Below are 16,444 nucleotides of genomic sequence, written 5' to 3' on the forward strand. Positions count from 1 at the left end.
GAGTAGAAGTTGTTCATATGGATGGAGAAAGTTATCGGATGAAAAATCGTCAACAGCTTTTCGAGGCGGAAATGTAAAAGGCATCTTAGCGTAAAGTGTAAAAAACTACTTGACGGTTACATCTTTCAATTACATTAGAAAGTTCTCTAATATTGCCCGGCCAATTATACTTGTAAAGTTTCTCAAGTGTTTCAGTATCCAGATTAATATTTTTACTATACTTACTATTAAATTGCTCTAAATAATACGAAATTAAAAAAGGGATATCCTCTCTGCGTTTTCGTAATGGTGGAATAACGATAGGTACTACATTCAATCTATAAAACAAATCTTCTCTAAAATCACCTTGTTTAACCATCATTTCTAAATCTCTATTAGTCGCTGCAATAATTCGAACATCAATTTGTTTTTCTTTTAATCCCCCTACTCTCGTAACTGTTTGATCTTGAATTACTCTTAATAGTTTAACTTGAAGATTTTTTGGAAGCTCTCCTATTTCATCTAAAAAAATAGTGCCTTTATCAGCGAACTCAAAGTATCCTGCCTTCCCATCTTTATTTGCTCCTGTAAATGCACCCTTTTCATAACCAAAAAGTTCTGATTCTAGTAACTCTGGGGGTATGGCACCACAATTAATTTTAACAAACGAACCTTTATCACTACGTAAGCTTTCTTCATGAATGATGTTGGCGATGCGGTCTTTGCCAACTCCAGATTCACCCAATAATAAAACTGTACTATCTACATTGGCTATCTGATAGACAGTCTCCAATATTTGGTTCATTTCTTTACTATGACTAATAAAATTTTTTGTATTTTGTTTCTTCAATTCAAGCAATTCTACATAATATTTTGAAGCAAGCACTTGTGATTCTTGATACTTTTCTCGCAAGGAATTTAATTCACTAATATCCCTTGAGTTAATGTATATTCTAGATAATTCACCGTTTTCGTCATAAACAGGTACACCAGTACTTAAAATCTGCTTACCCTTGTAAGTAGTATAAATAACAGTTTCCATTTTTCCAGATTCTAATACCTTTGATGTAGCAGTTGTTTGTTTCTCCATATCAGCAATTGGATACCCAATCACTTCCTCCAATTTATCATCAAATAATCTCTCAAATGCAGGATTTGCAAATAATACTTTTCCACTTCCATCTGTAACAATCATTACGTCAAATGAATTTTCAAACAGCCCTTTGTAAACTTTATTTAATTCTTCTAATTCAATTATTCTATCAGTCAGCCGCTTAAGCTCGTCCTCTAGTATATTTTGAACCATTCTTACAAACACCCCCTATACACATGATAATATAATTTCATTTTTCTGAAAATTTATTTTATTTAAAATCACATCATTAACTTTTTTTGAATTTAATGCTTAAAAACTATTATTCCGTTAAGATCTTAAAAAGTCCTTTATTAATAATCAGAGAATAAAATAAAAATCTAACCATATATGGAAGTAAATGATGATCAGATAGTTGTAGAAATATTAATAGCTGATACAAAGACCCTACCTATTCAAACAAAGGTATTTCAATAAAGATATAACAGGAAAACAAAAAAAGAGTAATACAGATTACCTGTTTACTCTTTTATCCGCAGAATTATTTTTGATGATTACTCCAAAAAGTTTTTTATCCTTTATATACCACTATCCTTTAAAAAACGGCTACTATCTATTTTCCATGCATCTGCTGGGGAAAAACGGAATAAATAAATATCCCCTTTAAAATAATTTTTCTCTGAATTACTTATCCATTCGATTTCAACTGGTATTTGCAGACTTAATTTATTTACTACGTCTTCAACAGGCAATGTAGAAATACGTTTCAATTTTATATTTTCTATCGATTCAATATGGTTTTTCCAGTCAATTTGCTGAAGGGACATCGTTGAGATAATTCGGGGATCCTGTTGCTTAATTCCCGTTACATATGCATTAATTAATTCAAATGGGTCTGCGCTTGTAACATACTCTTCAAGTTTGCCTGCTGCTTTAAAAATCATTAGGTTATGTGATAAATCCATAGAATTTGTTCTATGGGTCATACTTCCATAAAAATGAATGCAAAAATGACCAGGAAAATCATTATCTAATGCACCGGCACCATGCGGCATCCCATGCATTGAAGCTGCAATCCATTGATTGTGATGCATGATAAAAATAGCTCTTCTTTTCCAGCTCCATTTATCGCCATAAATCTCTTTCATAATTTTTGTATCTTTCGATGTCATGGGTTGAACGTCCGCATGGCGATTTCCTGCACGTCGCTGCACTTGGAACATTTTCCCTGTTTCCATATCCATAATTGTAAACTTGCTGTACTTCGGCAAAATCTTATCTACTTCTTCCCAATGGAGCATTTGAATTGGAACGCCCAAACTTTCATCCTTTGCTAAAACATTGGAACAGTTAATGAACAAGGTAATCATTAAAAGAATGGCTGTTATAACAAATCGCATTTATCCCACCAATTTCATTATTTTTTTAAAAGCTTTAGCATATAGAAAGTGTTCCTAAAAAGTTTGGATATATTCATCACTCGTAATGATTGATTAAATCATATTTTTACCTCGAGCCTTTTTGCATAGCTTATTAAAAATGTTCGCAAGTGGAGCAGATAAATAATGGAATTTAAAAAAAATAGAATTTCTAATAAAAACGACAAACGCTGTAAATTCAACGTTTGTCGTTTTCTTTTTCGTAAAATATTACATTTACATCCCTCGAAATACTAAAATTGAAAAAATAGTAAACAATATAATAAGGGCTATATGACGCCATTTAAACATTTCGAGTAATCCAATAAACTCCCGTGTAAATGCGTTTGGCACATAGTAAAAGGCAGTTTTTGAGCCGACACCATTTGCTCTTAATTTCGCTCGTTTTGCATAATAACTAGCTCGTAAAATATGATAGTTATTCGACACAAAAATACCCCGTGCCTTCGCGCCAAACCGTTCTAAAATGATTTTTCTAGAAAATAGCATATTCTCAAATGTTGTTGTCGATTGATCTTCCATGACTACCGCTTGATCAGGAATTTCAGGGTAATGCTCATGAATATAACACTTCATCGCATAGCTTTCCGCTACTTTCTCGTCACTACCTTGGCCACCAGATGTGATTATTAATGGTTGTCCCTTATATTTTTTATATTGCTGAACGCCCTTTTCAATTCGACTTGCAAGGAGTGGTGGTACTTGGTCACCAATTAAGCCAGAACCCAGAATAATAATGTATTCCGGTTTATAAAAAATAGGTCGCCAATTATACAGTACTAAGTAAATGGCCGTGGCCGAATACATCGTTGTAAAATAAACAAATAAACCAAACACATAAAAAAATCCGGCTTCACTATACTTATTACCGTTATTCGGATGCATCGAGTAAATATAGTAGACAAGCACAATATTCACTGCAACACCAATCAAACCAATAAATAAATTTGACTTTTTGCGACCTTCCTTTTCCAGTAACACTTTACTATTGAAATAGGTTAAAACAGACATCGTCGCCATTACTAGCGGTATGAAGGCAAAAACAAACACATAACCCGTAATGTTGACAACTTGCTCGCTAAAATCTTGATTAAAGAATATTTTTTCCGTGTAATAAAGCAATTCTACTAACAAAATAATTGCTAAAAAATAGATATTATTATACCAACGTGGTTCAATGATAAAGAGCGCAATAACGATGAAGATTAAAAATATCACACAAGGTCCTCCGATTTCACTTCACTTTAATCCATTATTATACAATGCCTATTCCCGCTACACTATCAATTTATACAAAAAATTCAATTATTGACCCAGATTACTTCGCCTAAAACTGTGACTGCAAGGAGTTGTCTGAAAAGTCATTTTGAGACAACTCCTTTGCGACGAGGATGGTGACAACCACCGCAGGAACATTTTTACTGTGACGAGGATGGTGACAACCACCGCAGGAACAATAATTCATAAGAGATATTTATCAAGAAAGAAAAGAGGTGTCCAAAAAATTATTACTTTTTGGACACCTCCATCCATTGAGAAAGCTAATTCGTATCGCAATTGCTAATGATACGAATTTTTTAATAAAAGATGTTCCCACCTTGGCAACTGAGCTATCGCTTTACCTATTTATTATCCTCTGTCCTTGTTTCTTTTTTACTTCTACTGTTAGAATTATGGTGTAGATGTTATTTTAGTAAAATTGTAATGTGAAACAAAAGGTGGCAATATGATGATTAAAATTACAGCGGATAGTACATGTGACTTAAGCAAAGAAATAATTGAACAATTTCAAATTTCTTTAGCTCCATTACACGTGCTAATAGACGATCAAGATTATTTAGATGGTGTGGCAATTCAACCAAAGGATATTTTTGAATTTGTTGGGAATCAGGGGAAAACTTGTTCAACAGCAGCGATTAATGTATTTGAGTACGAGCAATTTTTTAAACCCTTTGCTGAAAAATATGAGGCAGTCATACATATTAACTTAAGCCAACATTTGTCTTCTTGCTATCAAAATGCAAAGTTGGCAGCTCAAAGTTTCAAAAACGTTTATGTGATTGATTCATTAAACCTTTCAACGGGAAGTGGTCACTTAGTCTACGAGGCGGCCATGCTTGCTCAGCAAGGTCTAACGGCTCGCGAAATTATCGCAGAAATTGAACGAATAAAGAGTAATGTTCGGGCATCATTTGTTATTGATAAAATGGACTACTTAAAAAAAGGCGGTCGTTGCTCAAGCTTAGAGGCTTTTGGAGCGACACTCTTAAAAATCAAACCATCGATAGAAGTGAAAGACGGTCAGATGGTTGTTGGAAAAAAATATCGGGGCAATTTTGATAAAGTTTTAGAAAAGTATATAGAAGATCAATTAATGAAACTAGAAGAAATTGATCCGAGCCGTGTATTTATCACGCACTCTCATTGTTCCTCTGAAACGGTTCAAAAAGTACGCCAACACCTTGAAAGCTATGAACATTTTGAACAAATATTAGAAACGACAGCAGGATGTACAATTTCAGCCCATTGCGGTCCGAATACATTAGGTATTTTATTTAAAACGATGAAGTAATTTGAGTTGACCGTCTTTCCTTCTTAAAAGCAGATTCAAGTTGTCATTTCTTGAATCTGCTTTTTTATTATTGCTGAAGAGCCTTATACTATTGAATATAGCCTTATTAAAACCTTGTATATCTCTTTACCTAGCTATAGCTAACTAAACGTTTTAATCAACTGATTTATTTCCTCTGCCCCCTGAATAATTAAAGGCAAAAACTCATTTTTTAGTTTTTCTTCCGATGTACGAATTGAATTACTAGATACATTAATTGACGCAATTACTTCACCCTTTTTATTAAAAATTGGGACAGCAATCGATCGAAGGCCAATTTCTAATTCGTTGTTTCCATTTGCATACCCATTAAGTCGAATCTCCTCTAATTCTTTTTCAAATTCCTCAAAATCTGTAATCGTATTGTTTGTAAATGCTACGATATTTGCCTGTTCCCATATTTCTTTTCTTTTGTCTTCTGGTAACCATGCAGAAATCGCTTTCCCTAGAGAAGTTGCGTAATACGGTAAACGTGAACCTACTCTTAAATTTGTCCCAATTATTCGTTCAGCTGCATTTACCCGCACTACATAAACGATTTCTGCCTCATCTAGTACTGCTAAATTTGTCGATTCCTTCACGACTGAAGAAATTCTCTCTAAGATTGGATGTGCAATATCTGGTAAATTTAATGATTCTAAATAACGAGCAGCCAAATCCAACACTTTTGGCGTCAATTCAAATTTGTTGTTATCCGTAATTGTTAAATAGCCTAAATCAACTAACGTCAGTGCAAAACGTCTTACAGTTGCCTTGTTAATATTTGTTTTCTTTTCCAATTCAGTAATCGTCATTTGTCTGTCTTGCGAATCAAATGCCATTAATACGGATAAACCTTTTGCAACAGAATTTACAAAATAACTTGAGTTCGTTGTGTCCAACTGTTTTCACTCCTTCAAATTCAATATTAATCCATTCAAATTAATTTTTACTAAAAAGCAGTTGATTATTTTCTGAAAAATCATATAATTGAAGAAACGTTACTTTATCCGTACTAATGTACGTATACCGTACAACTTTATTTTATCTCATTTTAATAAAATTTAATAGATATATAGGGGGTTAATTATGTCAAAAGTTGTCTCAATCGAAGAAGCACTTACTCATATTAAAGATGGTGACACAATTGCAGTAGGTGGATTTGGTTTAGTAGGTTGCCCAATTAAACTAGTTGATGGTCTTAGTGAGAGACCTGTTTCAAGATTAACGATTATTAGCAACAACTTAGGTGAACCAGGTGGTCTAGGATTAGGAAAAATTCTACATCAAAACAAAATTTCCAAAGCCATCGGATCATTTTTCACGAGCAATATTGACGCTGTTAAATATGCAAATGAAGGCAAATTAGAAGTCGAGCTAGTGCCTCAAGGGACATTGGCTGAAAGATTGCGTGCTGGTGGTGCAGGGATTGGCGGTTTCTTCACTAAAACTGCAGCTGGTACATTATTAGCTAAAGGAAAGGAATCTAGAATAATTGAAGGTGAAGAATATATTTTTGAATCTCCATTAATACCTGACGTAGCATTAATAAAAGCTAAAAAGGCAGATACGTATGGAAACTTAATTTTTTCAAAAACAGCTCGAAACTTTAATCCGGATATGGCAAAGGCTGCAAAAATTACAATTGTGGAAGCGGAAGAAATTGTTGAAGTTGGTCAACTGAATCCAGAGGAAATTGTAGTACCTCACCTTTTTGTCAATTATGTAGTGAACGGAGGCAATTAAATGGGACTTAAAGAAAAAATCGCCATGCGTGCGGCTCAAGAAATCAATGATGGAGATATTGTTAACTTAGGTATTGGTATTCCTACACTGGTAGCTGACTACATCCCTAAAAATAAATCGGTTTTCTTACATACGGAGAACGGATTGTTAGGCGTTGGTCCTACCCCACTCCCAGAAGAAATCGATCCCGAAATTATTAACGCAGGGAAATTACCTGTAACCGCGTTAATTGGAGCATCATACTTTTCTTCATCGGAATCATTTGGTATGATTCGTGGCGGCCATATAGATGTCGCTATTCTTGGTGCTCTACAAGTGGCAGAAAATGGAGATATTGCAAACTGGGCTATTCCAGGAGAAAATATTTTAGGCGTTGGTGGTGCGATGGATCTTGTAGCTGGTGCAAAAAAAGTAATTGTCACAACTCAGCATTGTACTAAAAATGGAGAACCTAAAATTCTACCTAGTTGTAACTATCCAATTACTGCTAAAGGTGTCGTAAAACTACTCATTACTGAGTACGCTGTGTTCAAATTTGAAAACAATCAAATGATATTAGAAGAAATTTTGGATGACACAATGACGCTTCAACAAATAAAAGCCATTACACCTGCTAATTATACAATCTCTCAATCTTTAAAAATGTTGCAAAAGTAAAGGAGAAAATTATGACACACGAATATGTAATTGTTGCTGCTAAACGAACAGCTATTGGACGCTTTGGAGGTACATTGAAAGACTTCAATTCAGGTGATTTAGCTTCAATCGTTATTAAAGATGTGTTAGCAGAAACGAATTTAGATGGAAATTTAATCAATGAGGTCATCTTAGGTGAAGTAAGGCAATCTACGGAATCGTCAAATGTTGCCAGAGTTGCTAGTTTAAGAGCTGGTTTACCGGTAACTACAAGTGCCTATACGGTTAATCGCCTCTGTGCTTCAGGAATTCAAGCAATCGTTTCAGCCGTTCAACATTTAGCATTCAATCCAGACGAAGTGGTCATTGCTGGTGGGACAGAAAATATGAGCCGTGCCCCTATTTATCTTAGAAATGCTCGTCACGGAGAAGGCAATCCTTATATAGTAGATTCAAATTTAGAAAATGGCCAGCAACCTATTGAAATATACGGCGATAAGTTAGGTATGGGCATTACAGCAGAAAATGTAGCGGAAAAATATGGTGTAAGCCGCGCAGATCAAGATAAATTTGCACTAGAAAGTCAGTTGCGTGCAAAACGTGCATGGGATGCGAACCGCTTTGACACTCAAATTACTCCTGTAGAAATTAAAAGCAAAAAATCTTCTACCATTTTTAACAAAGATGAGCATATGCGCGAAACAACGCTCGAACAATTAAATAGTTTAAAGCCAGTATTTAAAAAAGATGGTACGGTCACTGCTGGTAACGCATGCGGTAGAAATGATGGTGCAAGCGCATTAATCATTATGACAAGAGAAAAAGCTCATGAACTCGGGATAAAACCACTTGCTAAGATTCATAGCTGGGCTGTTTCTGCCATTGAACCTGAATATATGGGCGTTGGGCCTATTTCAGCGATCAAAAAATTAATAGCACAAACAAAACTACAATTAAATGATTTTGATTTAATAGAATTAAATGAAGCATTCGCCTCTCAATCACTAGCGGTTATTCGCGAATTAAATTTAGATATTGAAAAAGTGAATGTTAACGGTGGTGCCATTGCACTTGGGCACCCTTTAGGAGCAACAGGTGCAATTATTGTGACAAAGCTAGTTCACGAAATGATCGCTAGGCAGTCACATTTCGGTTTAGCTACATTATGTATTGGTGGCGGTCAAGGGATGGCCATCGCCTTAGAATCAGTTTCAAACTGATGAATTGTGTGAAGTATAGGAAAATAGCGATTGTTACTGATTACATCGCTCAATAGTTTGTTAGTTTCCATATAACTTAAAAGAGTTATATTTTTATAGAGTAAAAAATAAGACTTTAACTATTTATCAATTATGGAAACTAAAAATCGTAAAATGAAAAATAGCAATTGGTTTAGCAAGAGATACTTGTAATTTTTCATCCCCCCGTATGAAAATTATTTGAGCCCATTAAGACTCAAATAATCTTGCTAAATCATGTTTAGCATAAGTAGTTTTCAATGAACTCCCCCATTTCATTAAAGACTCTACTTATGCTTTTTTTAATGGTTATTAACCATTTCTTTTTGAGATTTGAAGAATAGACTTCAATTCATTAATTCTTCTCAACATGCTGCGTCTGATCTAATTCTTCTCTCATTTTTGACCAAGTATTGATATCTTCCGATAAGATATTTTGTAGCCTGTTTTTATACTCATTCAGTATTTTCATTGAAATATTATCGATTGGCTCCCCTGCTATTTTAAAATCAATATCCCGTTTTAATTCCTTTAAATTGGCTAAGGTTCTAGCATCCTTATACCATAAACCCTTGTGATTAAAGAAACTCTCTATCCCATTAACTATCGTCAGGAAAGATGCAAAAAATAATGCAATGTTGGTGAAGAGATTTACATTGACAGCCTTTAAACCTAATAACAATGTAATGAGTGCAGATGAAATAATGGAAGCCAAATTTAATAAATACGCCCTCTTTCGATTAATCACTTTCCTTTTCTCAAAGTAGGCGATATTCTCATTAATACAGGTGATCAATACATCAAGCTTATTCATCGAACTCATTATTTTCGCCCCCAACGAAATAATCATATCGGCCGAACGAATACAGTAAAACAGCAGAATAGATATTACTCTATTCTCTTTATATTGTTATATGCCAATATGAAGCAGGAGTTCTAAAAACTTACTCAATCAATAAAAAAGTAGTGCAAACCATAGTCAGATTTACACTACTAAACAAGATTATACTAAAATACTTTGCTCTGTTATAGATTTTGCTAATTTGATATCCTCTTGAATTTGATCGATTAAACTTTCTTGTGTACTAAAAGCTTTTTCAGATCTTAAAAAGTGAGATAAATGTAAAGTTAAGTGATCTCCGTAAATGTTTTCATTGAAATTAAGAATATGCACTTCAATTGTTCTTTTCTTTTCATTCAAGTTAAAGGTAGGTTTTATTCCAATATTCACTAGACCATCATAGCTTTTATTATCGTAATAAACTTTTCCCACATAAACACCATTCGATACATTTAACTGATCAATATTATCTACTAAAATATTAGCTGTGGGAAATCCTAGTTTTCTCCCGACTTTCAAACCGTGAACAACTATACCCTTAAACAGAATTTCTTTATCTAATTTTTTCATGAAAGTTCACACCCCTTTAAGCTATTTTACTAATGAATAGAACGATTCCGGAATTGGACCGAACTCTCTTCGATGATATAACATCGGATTCTTCTCGAATTTTTCTATATTAATTACTTCACCTATTAAAATTGTATGATCTCCTGCTTCAACGGTCTGAAATGTTTTACACTCCAATACAGCAAACACACCATCAATCACTGGCAAATTATTTTCAGACAGCTTCCAATCACATGAAGCAAAGCGATCCACTTTACTCGCAAATGTTTTACATAATTCTTGCTGTTCCCCTGCTAAAATATGAATCGCAAACTTACCACCTTCTGTAAATGCTTTTATAGATGATACTTTATGATCAATTGACCATAATACAAGTAGCGGATCTAATGAAACCGAAGCAAATGAATTCACCGTTAAACCGACTGGTGTTCCTTCCGCATCGACAGTTGTTACAATTGTTACCCCTGTAGGATAATTCCCCAATACTTCTTTAAATATTTGTTGAGCAACTTCTTTTGACATAAACTCTCTTCCTCTCTTTAATTTAATGTTTTTAATCCCTTCCCATAACAAACTATACAAATCTTTTTAGTTGGTATTTATTTAAAAGTAATTGCTAGACTATTTAAAACAAATAAGAGACTCCCCTATCCAAATTGATAAGAGAGCCTCTATTCAGAATAGTCAGCTTAATATTCATAATATTGTAATTAATGATAATTACAACCTGTAGAAATGTCAATAAAAAATTTCAGATTTTTTTGACACCTCATGTATGTAAAAGTATGTATGATCTCACCTATTTAGGACATGAAAAAAATTAAGCTACTTATCTCCCTTTATTTCAGAAGATAAATAGCTTAATTGAAATATTATTTCTCCATGTTTTCAGAGATAACTTTACTTACGTCAACTCGTTTTAAGAATAACGTTAAGATTAACGCTAGACCCGTTACGCCTGTTGCAACTAAGAATGAAACTTGAATCCCTTCAAGTAAAGCTTGTTGTTGAAGACCTAGCATAAATGTTTGGTCTTGTAAATTTGCCGGATCTGCCGCTTCCGCTAATTCTTTACCTTTACTTGTCGCTACAGAGTTCATTAATGTTACGAATAACGCTGTACCGATTGAACCAACCACTTGTTGTACTGTGTTGTTTACTGCTGTACCATGTGGGTTTAAACGTGTTGGTAATTGGTTTAATCCGTTTGTCATAATTGGCATCATGACCATGGACATACCGAACATACGAAGAGTATAAATGACGATAATTGTCATTTTCGTTGTTTCTAAATCTACACCTGCTAATAAATATGTTGAATATGCTGTAATTGCTAAGCCGATAAATGCTAACACACGAGGTCCAAATTTATCGAATAATTTACCTGTAATTGGTGACATAAGACCCATTACAACTGCACCAGGTAACATCATTAAACCTGAATCAAGTGGTGAAATGTGTCGAACACTTTGTACATAGGCAGGTGTTAAAATCATACCTGAGAACATTGCCGCAGCATTTACCATTGAGATGATAGAACCTAATGCGAACATTGGATATTTATAAACTCGTAAATCTAATAAAGGTTGTTCTAGTCGGAATTGACGAATGCCAAACCAAATAATACCGATTGCACCTACAATTAATGGTACTAATGTTTGTGCACTATCCCAACCATCTGAACTTGCTGTTGAACAGCCGTATAATAAGCCACCGAAACCAATGATCGATAATGCTACAGAGAAGTAGTCAAGTGATGAATTACGTGTCTCCATAATATTTTCTAGTTTCCAAATAGCTAGTACTAAGCTGATGACTGCGAAAGGTAAAATCATTTCGAATAATAAGCGCCAGTCCCAATACTCAACGATATAGCCTGATAACGTTGGTCCAATTGCTGGAGCTGTAATCATTACTAAACCAAAAATCCCCATTGCTGCACCACGTTTTTCACGAGGGAAGCTAACTAGCATGATATTCATTAATAATGGCCCCATTACTGATGAACCTGCTGCTTGTACCATACGACCAGCTAAAAGAAGTCCAAAATTAGGAGCAAAAGCTGCTAATGCAGTACCTATTGTAAAGAGTGCCATGGATGTAATAAATAAATGGCGGTTTTTAAAACGTGTGATTAAAAATGCGGATACAGGGATTAATACACCACTAACTAGCATATAGCCTGTAGCTAACCACTGAACCGTTGCATAATCTTTCTCAAAATCCGTCATAATCGTTGGTAACGCGACGTTTAACAAAGAGTTATTTAAGAATGAAACAAACGCACCAAAGAATAAAATGGCTATTACTAAATATGGCGGTTTTTTCTCTTGATTATCTAATGTCATATATTCTGTTTTCCTCATTTCTATTTCTTTTATTTCTTCGACTTAAACATTTTATACCCATAGTCTATTTTTTTCAATAAAATAATCTATCAGTCTAAAAATATTTTTATTTTCAATTATTTGTGTATAATGATTTAGACCACTATTTTTATAGAGGAGGTTAAAATGAATAAAAGAAAAAAAGCAGTAATTGATCATGCTTTACAATTATTTGTGGAAAATGGTGTGATGAAAACATCGATTCAACAAATCATTCAAAGTGCGGGGATCTCGAAAGGTACATTTTATAATTACTTTTCCTCTAAAACGGAATGTATTGAAGCCATTTTAGAACAAGCGAGATATGATGCTGCACTTTTACGTTCAGAAATCATGATAGGAAAAGATCCTACTGATTTAAATGTATTTGCAAATCAGATTGCTGTACTATGGAATATTAATCAAATCACAGGTTTAAATGTTATATATGAAGAAATTTTTCATTCGGGGGAAGACGAATTAAAAGAATTGGTATTACGCCACCGTTTAAGAGAGTTTGAATGGTTCAGTTTACGTTTATGTGAAATTTTTGGCGATGAAATGCGTAACAATGGGTTTGAAGCCGCTGTGTTATTTTATGGAATGATGCAACATTTCAGCATTGCATGTAAAATTTTAAACCAAAATTCGACGACGATTGAAGAAATTGCTTCTACCTCATTAATTTACTTAGAAAAAATTATTTATCTTATGCTTCACGAAAATACGGCGATTTTTAATACTGATAAAGTTAATGTATTATTATCCGTTTCGAAAAAACGATATCAAGTGGATATTTCCGAAATCATAATAAGACTTGAAAATCTTGTTGCACAAAATATCACAAACTCACAAGAGGAAATTGTGATGGCAATCATTGAGGAATTGAACCGTGAGTCCACTCGCAAGGTTATACTCAATGCTTTCCTAAAAGTATTCATTGACGAATTTAGAGGCTCTGAATTAGAACAAGTAGTAAAAGAAATTGCGAGCCTTATTTGGTATGATGTGCGAACTCAACAATTGCATCAAAAAATGTAAATAGAATGAGCTATTTTAGACATTTCAATCTACTAAAATAGCTCATATTTTATTTTAAAACACTGCACTCCAGAAAGATTATTCTCGTGTAAAATAAATAGGAATTTCTTTTTGTTGTTTCATTTTTAAATAAATTTTTCCTTCTTGCTTCAATTTAAGATATCGTTCCGTGTCTCGATATTTAATGACCTTTGCAGGATTACCACCAACGACTGCAAAAGGTGGAACGTCCTTTGTTACAACGGCTCCCATGGCAATAACCGCGCCCTCACCAATTGTGACTCCTGGTGCTATGGAAACATTTGCGCCAATCCATACATTCTCGCCAATTGTTACTTTCTTTAATATATTTTTACCATCGTAAGGAATGCTTCTTAAATCAGGACTATCGTAGTTATGATTATTCGTTAAAATTGTCACCCGAGGACCTAATATCGTTCCATTTCCAATTGATACTCCACCTTGTGCAAAAATATAAGCTTCCGGTCCAATGTACACATTGTCACCAATTTCTATATTTTTGTACAAATAAAATGTCCCTTTCTCGATTTGAACATTTTCCCCTATGCTTTTGAATTTGGATTTATCAATAACCATTATATTCAGTCCCCTTTTTACCTTTTTTAACTAGGAAAGCCTTCTCCCCCGTTTTTCATCTATATAATTTACGAGATGTACGGTAAAAAGGTTAAAAGTTGATGGATGTTTAACTTTGGAGAGTATTCTCCAATAAAAAAGTAGATTCAAAAGATTACTCTTCAAATCTACTAGTTTATTATTCATTTTCCTTACAAGGAGAAACCAAAATACTTAAGCCTTGCTGTTCCCCGTAATCCACATTTTCATCCAAACGGGAAATATTATTGTGAAATATGAAGAATTGTGTAAATTATACCTTTTTCTGATTTTATTGTACTTAAATCTTTAATAAAATAACATACATGATATTTCCATTTATCTGGATTATAAATGATTACATACTCTGCATTTTCTATTTTCGGTATGTCTTTTTCTATTTTATTTTTCAAATTATTTAAACTTTCTTGTGGTTCAATTTCTCCAACGATTTCAAATAAATATTTACTTTCTATAATTCTCTCTGTTGTTGTATCAATTAATGGTATTCCAATATTCACCTTTTGCCAACCAAATGACGATATAATATAGTCATATAATCCATTAAATAAAAAACGGTTTAACCCTTCGCTATCTTTCCACACATATAAAGGGGAATAGCTATTTTGAATGTTATGATTTATCCCCTTTTCAGTTATTAGATAAAATTTAAACTTTAAACCACTAAGTCCATCTGTTTTAAAACCATTATCCTCAACTCTTTTTCTTATAATGTTCATATCATAATTACTTGGTAAAATGATTTTATATTGGGAGGCTATCATATTTTCTCCTTCCTAAATATCCCTAGTTAACTTAAAAAATTATGTGCAACGCTATTTCTATATGTGTAATTTCTTATTTTCAAAAAGTATATCTCTCTTATTTATCATGATTTTCACATAAAGTAATATCGGAAACCCTAAAGAACACAAAGCTGCTAAATAAGCAAAAACAATTGCCCCGTTCCCATATCCATAATAGTCAAGAAGGAAACCTCCCAGCCACGGCCCGATTACTCCACCTAGCCCTGAAAATCCCATTGCACCAAAATATGTTCCTTTTAGGTTCTGTACAGCAATTTGATCGATAAAAACATCCGTCATCGAAAACATCAATACTTCTCCAACTGTAAACAATACCGCACAAGCAAACATGAGGGGTACGGATTTTAGCATGCCAAATCCAAGTAGTGAGAGGCTCAACGTCATCGTTCCAAACATGATTGAAACTAGTGGAGAGTATTTTTTTCCGATACGGGTTACGGGATATTGCACTATTAGTACTGTAATCGCATTTAACACAAGGACATATGAAAATAGTTTCACACCATCTAGAAAGACGGGGGCATTTGCAAAGTATTGAGATAACGTTGATGAAAATTGTGAATAACCTGCATTTCCTAAAATAATGCCAATGAGCGCTAACAAGAATATCGTGTCTTTCCCCAATACTTGAAGGGATTGTTTCATCGTTACTCGTTCTTTTTTTATTGCTACTTTCTCTTCTAAGTTATATTTCTTAAATTGTATTAGCAAAGAGATTGTGTAAATCATGTAGACAAATGCTGTTATGATAAACGGTAATGATGATTTTGAACTTCCTAGCTGCAAACCAATTAGTGGTCCAATTGCTACTCCGACGTTGATTGCAGCATATCGTAAATTAAAAATCATCAGTTTATTTTCCGGTTTTGTCATATCAGACAATAATGCACGAGATGTCGGTTCAAAAAATGATTTGCAAATACCGTTTAATGCATTTAAGATGAAGAACCATGCCACATGGTCTGCAAATGCAAAACCAAGAAACACAAAAGTCCATACGATGATAGACCCCATCATAATCCACTTACGACCAAACTGATCGGATAAGTTTCCACCTATGTAACTGGTAAAAACCCCCACCAATGCACTTACTGCAATGATTATTCCTGTCATTCCTGGAGAGACACCTTTTGTCATTGTTAAATAGATTGCTAAAAAAGGCATGCTCATAGAACTTGCCAATCTTGCAAATAAGGTCCCGATAATAATATTCCACCCAATTGGATGAATCGATTTCAATTTGCCATTCATCTAGCCACCAGCTTTCTAATGATGCTATACAGTTATCAGTTTTCCATAGTCTTTATTTGTACGAGTTGTTAACATTTTAAAAATCCACCAATTAACTGGTTTCTCCCCTAATAAATTAATCACCATTTTCATTACCATCTATTTTTCTAGTATATTTTGAGTATATTTCTTTTCTTTTCCAATGTAAAAAAGTTATAAATTATATTGGCTAT

16 protein-coding genes are annotated in these 16,444 nt (G+C 33.8%); 5 read left to right on the top strand and 11 right to left on the bottom strand.

Annotated features, from left to right (window positions below; all coding sequences use genetic code 11):
• Nucleotides 1-85 precede the first annotated feature (85 nt).
• The 3 genes from D8M03_RS10650 to D8M03_RS10660 form a co-directional block, all read right to left on the bottom strand.
• Nucleotides 86-1,285, bottom strand: a complete 1,200-nt coding sequence (locus D8M03_RS10650; protein ID WP_121214760.1) for a sigma-54 interaction domain-containing protein — start codon at nucleotides 1,283-1,285, stop codon at nucleotides 86-88.
• Between the two features lie 365 nt (nucleotides 1,286-1,650).
• A complete protein-coding gene (locus tag D8M03_RS10655) occupies nucleotides 1,651-2,472 on the bottom strand; it encodes a hypothetical protein (protein ID WP_121214761.1) in 822 nt (273 codons plus the stop codon).
• A gap of 255 nt (nucleotides 2,473-2,727) precedes the next feature.
• On the bottom strand, nucleotides 2,728-3,729 hold the full coding sequence (locus D8M03_RS10660; RefSeq protein WP_121214762.1) for a YdcF family protein: 1,002 nt from the start codon (nucleotides 3,727-3,729) through the stop codon (nucleotides 2,728-2,730).
• A gap of 511 nt (nucleotides 3,730-4,240) precedes the next feature.
• Here D8M03_RS10660 and D8M03_RS10665 point away from each other — a divergent pair.
• Nucleotides 4,241-5,083 (top strand): DegV family protein, encoded by an 843-nt coding sequence (locus D8M03_RS10665; RefSeq protein WP_211330905.1) that lies wholly within the window; start codon nucleotides 4,241-4,243, stop codon nucleotides 5,081-5,083.
• Between the two features lie 140 nt (nucleotides 5,084-5,223).
• Here the strand turns inward: D8M03_RS10665 and D8M03_RS10670 are convergent, their stop codons facing one another.
• Nucleotides 5,224-6,003: an IclR family transcriptional regulator domain-containing protein gene (locus tag D8M03_RS10670; RefSeq protein WP_121214764.1), complete on the bottom strand. Its 780-nt coding sequence runs from the start codon at nucleotides 6,001-6,003 to the stop codon at nucleotides 5,224-5,226.
• Nucleotides 6,004-6,190: 187 nt separating this feature from the next.
• On the opposite strand from D8M03_RS10670, the gene D8M03_RS10675 reads away from it, so the two are divergent.
• The 3 genes from D8M03_RS10675 to D8M03_RS10685 are packed head-to-tail and all read left to right on the top strand — an operon-like array spanning nucleotide 6,191 to nucleotide 8,703.
• Complete coding sequence (locus D8M03_RS10675) at nucleotides 6,191-6,847, top strand: CoA transferase subunit A (RefSeq protein ID WP_121214765.1); 657 nt, start codon at nucleotides 6,191-6,193, stop codon at nucleotides 6,845-6,847.
• The gene (locus D8M03_RS10680) at nucleotides 6,848-7,504 is read left to right on the top strand and encodes a 3-oxoacid CoA-transferase subunit B (RefSeq protein ID WP_121214766.1); all 657 of its coding nucleotides are present in this window, start codon (nucleotides 6,848-6,850) and stop codon (nucleotides 7,502-7,504) included.
• 11 nt (nucleotides 7,505-7,515) lie between these two features.
• Nucleotides 7,516-8,703, top strand: a complete 1,188-nt coding sequence (locus tag D8M03_RS10685) for a thiolase family protein (RefSeq protein WP_121214767.1) — start codon at nucleotides 7,516-7,518, stop codon at nucleotides 8,701-8,703.
• Nucleotides 8,704-9,076: 373 nt separating this feature from the next.
• On the opposite strand, the gene D8M03_RS10690 is transcribed toward D8M03_RS10685, so the two are convergent.
• The 4 genes from D8M03_RS10690 to D8M03_RS10705 form a co-directional block, all read right to left on the bottom strand.
• Nucleotides 9,077-9,544: a DUF4231 domain-containing protein gene (locus D8M03_RS10690; protein WP_170148430.1), complete on the bottom strand. Its 468-nt coding sequence runs from the start codon at nucleotides 9,542-9,544 to the stop codon at nucleotides 9,077-9,079.
• A 180-nt stretch (nucleotides 9,545-9,724) separates the two neighbouring features.
• Complete coding sequence (locus D8M03_RS10695; RefSeq protein ID WP_121214769.1) at nucleotides 9,725-10,132, bottom strand: riboflavin kinase; 408 nt, start codon at nucleotides 10,130-10,132, stop codon at nucleotides 9,725-9,727.
• A 21-nt stretch (nucleotides 10,133-10,153) separates the two neighbouring features.
• Nucleotides 10,154-10,654 (bottom strand): flavin reductase family protein, encoded by a 501-nt coding sequence (locus D8M03_RS10700; RefSeq protein ID WP_121214770.1) that lies wholly within the window; start codon nucleotides 10,652-10,654, stop codon nucleotides 10,154-10,156.
• Between the two features lie 350 nt (nucleotides 10,655-11,004).
• Nucleotides 11,005-12,480 carry a DHA2 family efflux MFS transporter permease subunit gene (locus D8M03_RS10705; protein WP_121214771.1) on the bottom strand — a complete coding sequence of 492 codons (1,476 nt, stop codon included), beginning with the start codon at nucleotides 12,478-12,480 and terminating at the stop codon, nucleotides 11,005-11,007.
• A 165-nt stretch (nucleotides 12,481-12,645) separates the two neighbouring features.
• Between D8M03_RS10705 and D8M03_RS10710 the strand changes: the two genes are divergently transcribed.
• Nucleotides 12,646-13,539, top strand: coding sequence for a TetR/AcrR family transcriptional regulator (locus D8M03_RS10710; protein ID WP_121214772.1), 894 nt, complete (start codon nucleotides 12,646-12,648; stop codon nucleotides 13,537-13,539).
• A gap of 78 nt (nucleotides 13,540-13,617) precedes the next feature.
• Here the strand turns inward: D8M03_RS10710 and D8M03_RS17980 are convergent, their stop codons facing one another.
• The 3 genes from D8M03_RS17980 to D8M03_RS10725 all read right to left on the bottom strand — a co-directional run bounded on the left by D8M03_RS17980 (nucleotide 13,618) and on the right by D8M03_RS10725 (nucleotide 16,232).
• Nucleotides 13,618-14,136 (bottom strand): acyltransferase, encoded by a 519-nt coding sequence (locus tag D8M03_RS17980; RefSeq protein ID WP_121214773.1) that lies wholly within the window; start codon nucleotides 14,134-14,136, stop codon nucleotides 13,618-13,620.
• A 263-nt stretch (nucleotides 14,137-14,399) separates the two neighbouring features.
• A complete protein-coding gene (locus tag D8M03_RS10720; RefSeq protein WP_121214774.1) occupies nucleotides 14,400-14,939 on the bottom strand; it encodes a DUF4865 family protein in 540 nt (179 codons plus the stop codon).
• 57 nt (nucleotides 14,940-14,996) lie between these two features.
• Entirely contained in the window at nucleotides 14,997-16,232 is a 1,236-nt protein-coding gene (locus D8M03_RS10725) for an MDR family MFS transporter (protein ID WP_121214775.1), read from the bottom strand.
• Nucleotides 16,233-16,444: the final 212 nt, after the last annotated feature.

It is taken from the genome of Ureibacillus endophyticus (assembly GCF_003628435.1).
GTDB lineage: Bacteria > Bacillota > Bacilli > Bacillales_A > Planococcaceae > Ureibacillus > Ureibacillus endophyticus.

Bases quoted from the DNA above. Each gene is read 5' to 3' on its own strand.
- D8M03_RS10725 (WP_121214775.1), bottom strand. From the start codon at position 16,232: ATGAATGGCAAATTGAAATCGATTCATCCAATTGGGTGGAATATTATT.
- D8M03_RS10655 (WP_121214761.1), bottom strand. From the start codon at position 2,472: ATGCGATTTGTTATAACAGCCATTCTTTTAATGATTACCTTGTTCATT.
- D8M03_RS10650 (WP_121214760.1), bottom strand. From the start codon at position 1,285: ATGGTTCAAAATATACTAGAGGACGAGCTTAAGCGGCTGACTGATAGA.
- D8M03_RS10665 (WP_211330905.1), top strand. From the start codon at position 4,241: ATGATTAAAATTACAGCGGATAGTACATGTGACTTAAGCAAAGAAATA.
- D8M03_RS10675 (WP_121214765.1), top strand. From the start codon at position 6,191: ATGTCAAAAGTTGTCTCAATCGAAGAAGCACTTACTCATATTAAAGAT.
- D8M03_RS10710 (WP_121214772.1), top strand. From the start codon at position 12,646: ATGAATAAAAGAAAAAAAGCAGTAATTGATCATGCTTTACAATTATTT.
- D8M03_RS17980 (WP_121214773.1), bottom strand. From the start codon at position 14,136: ATGGTTATTGATAAATCCAAATTCAAAAGCATAGGGGAAAATGTTCAA.
- D8M03_RS10700 (WP_121214770.1), bottom strand. From the start codon at position 10,654: ATGTCAAAAGAAGTTGCTCAACAAATATTTAAAGAAGTATTGGGGAAT.
- D8M03_RS10680 (WP_121214766.1), top strand. From the start codon at position 6,848: ATGGGACTTAAAGAAAAAATCGCCATGCGTGCGGCTCAAGAAATCAAT.
- D8M03_RS10685 (WP_121214767.1), top strand. From the start codon at position 7,516: ATGACACACGAATATGTAATTGTTGCTGCTAAACGAACAGCTATTGGA.
- D8M03_RS10690 (WP_170148430.1), bottom strand. From the start codon at position 9,544: ATGAGTTCGATGAATAAGCTTGATGTATTGATCACCTGTATTAATGAG.
- D8M03_RS10695 (WP_121214769.1), bottom strand. From the start codon at position 10,132: ATGAAAAAATTAGATAAAGAAATTCTGTTTAAGGGTATAGTTGTTCAC.
- D8M03_RS10720 (WP_121214774.1), bottom strand. From the start codon at position 14,939: ATGATAGCCTCCCAATATAAAATCATTTTACCAAGTAATTATGATATG.
- D8M03_RS10705 (WP_121214771.1), bottom strand. From the start codon at position 12,480: ATGACATTAGATAATCAAGAGAAAAAACCGCCATATTTAGTAATAGCC.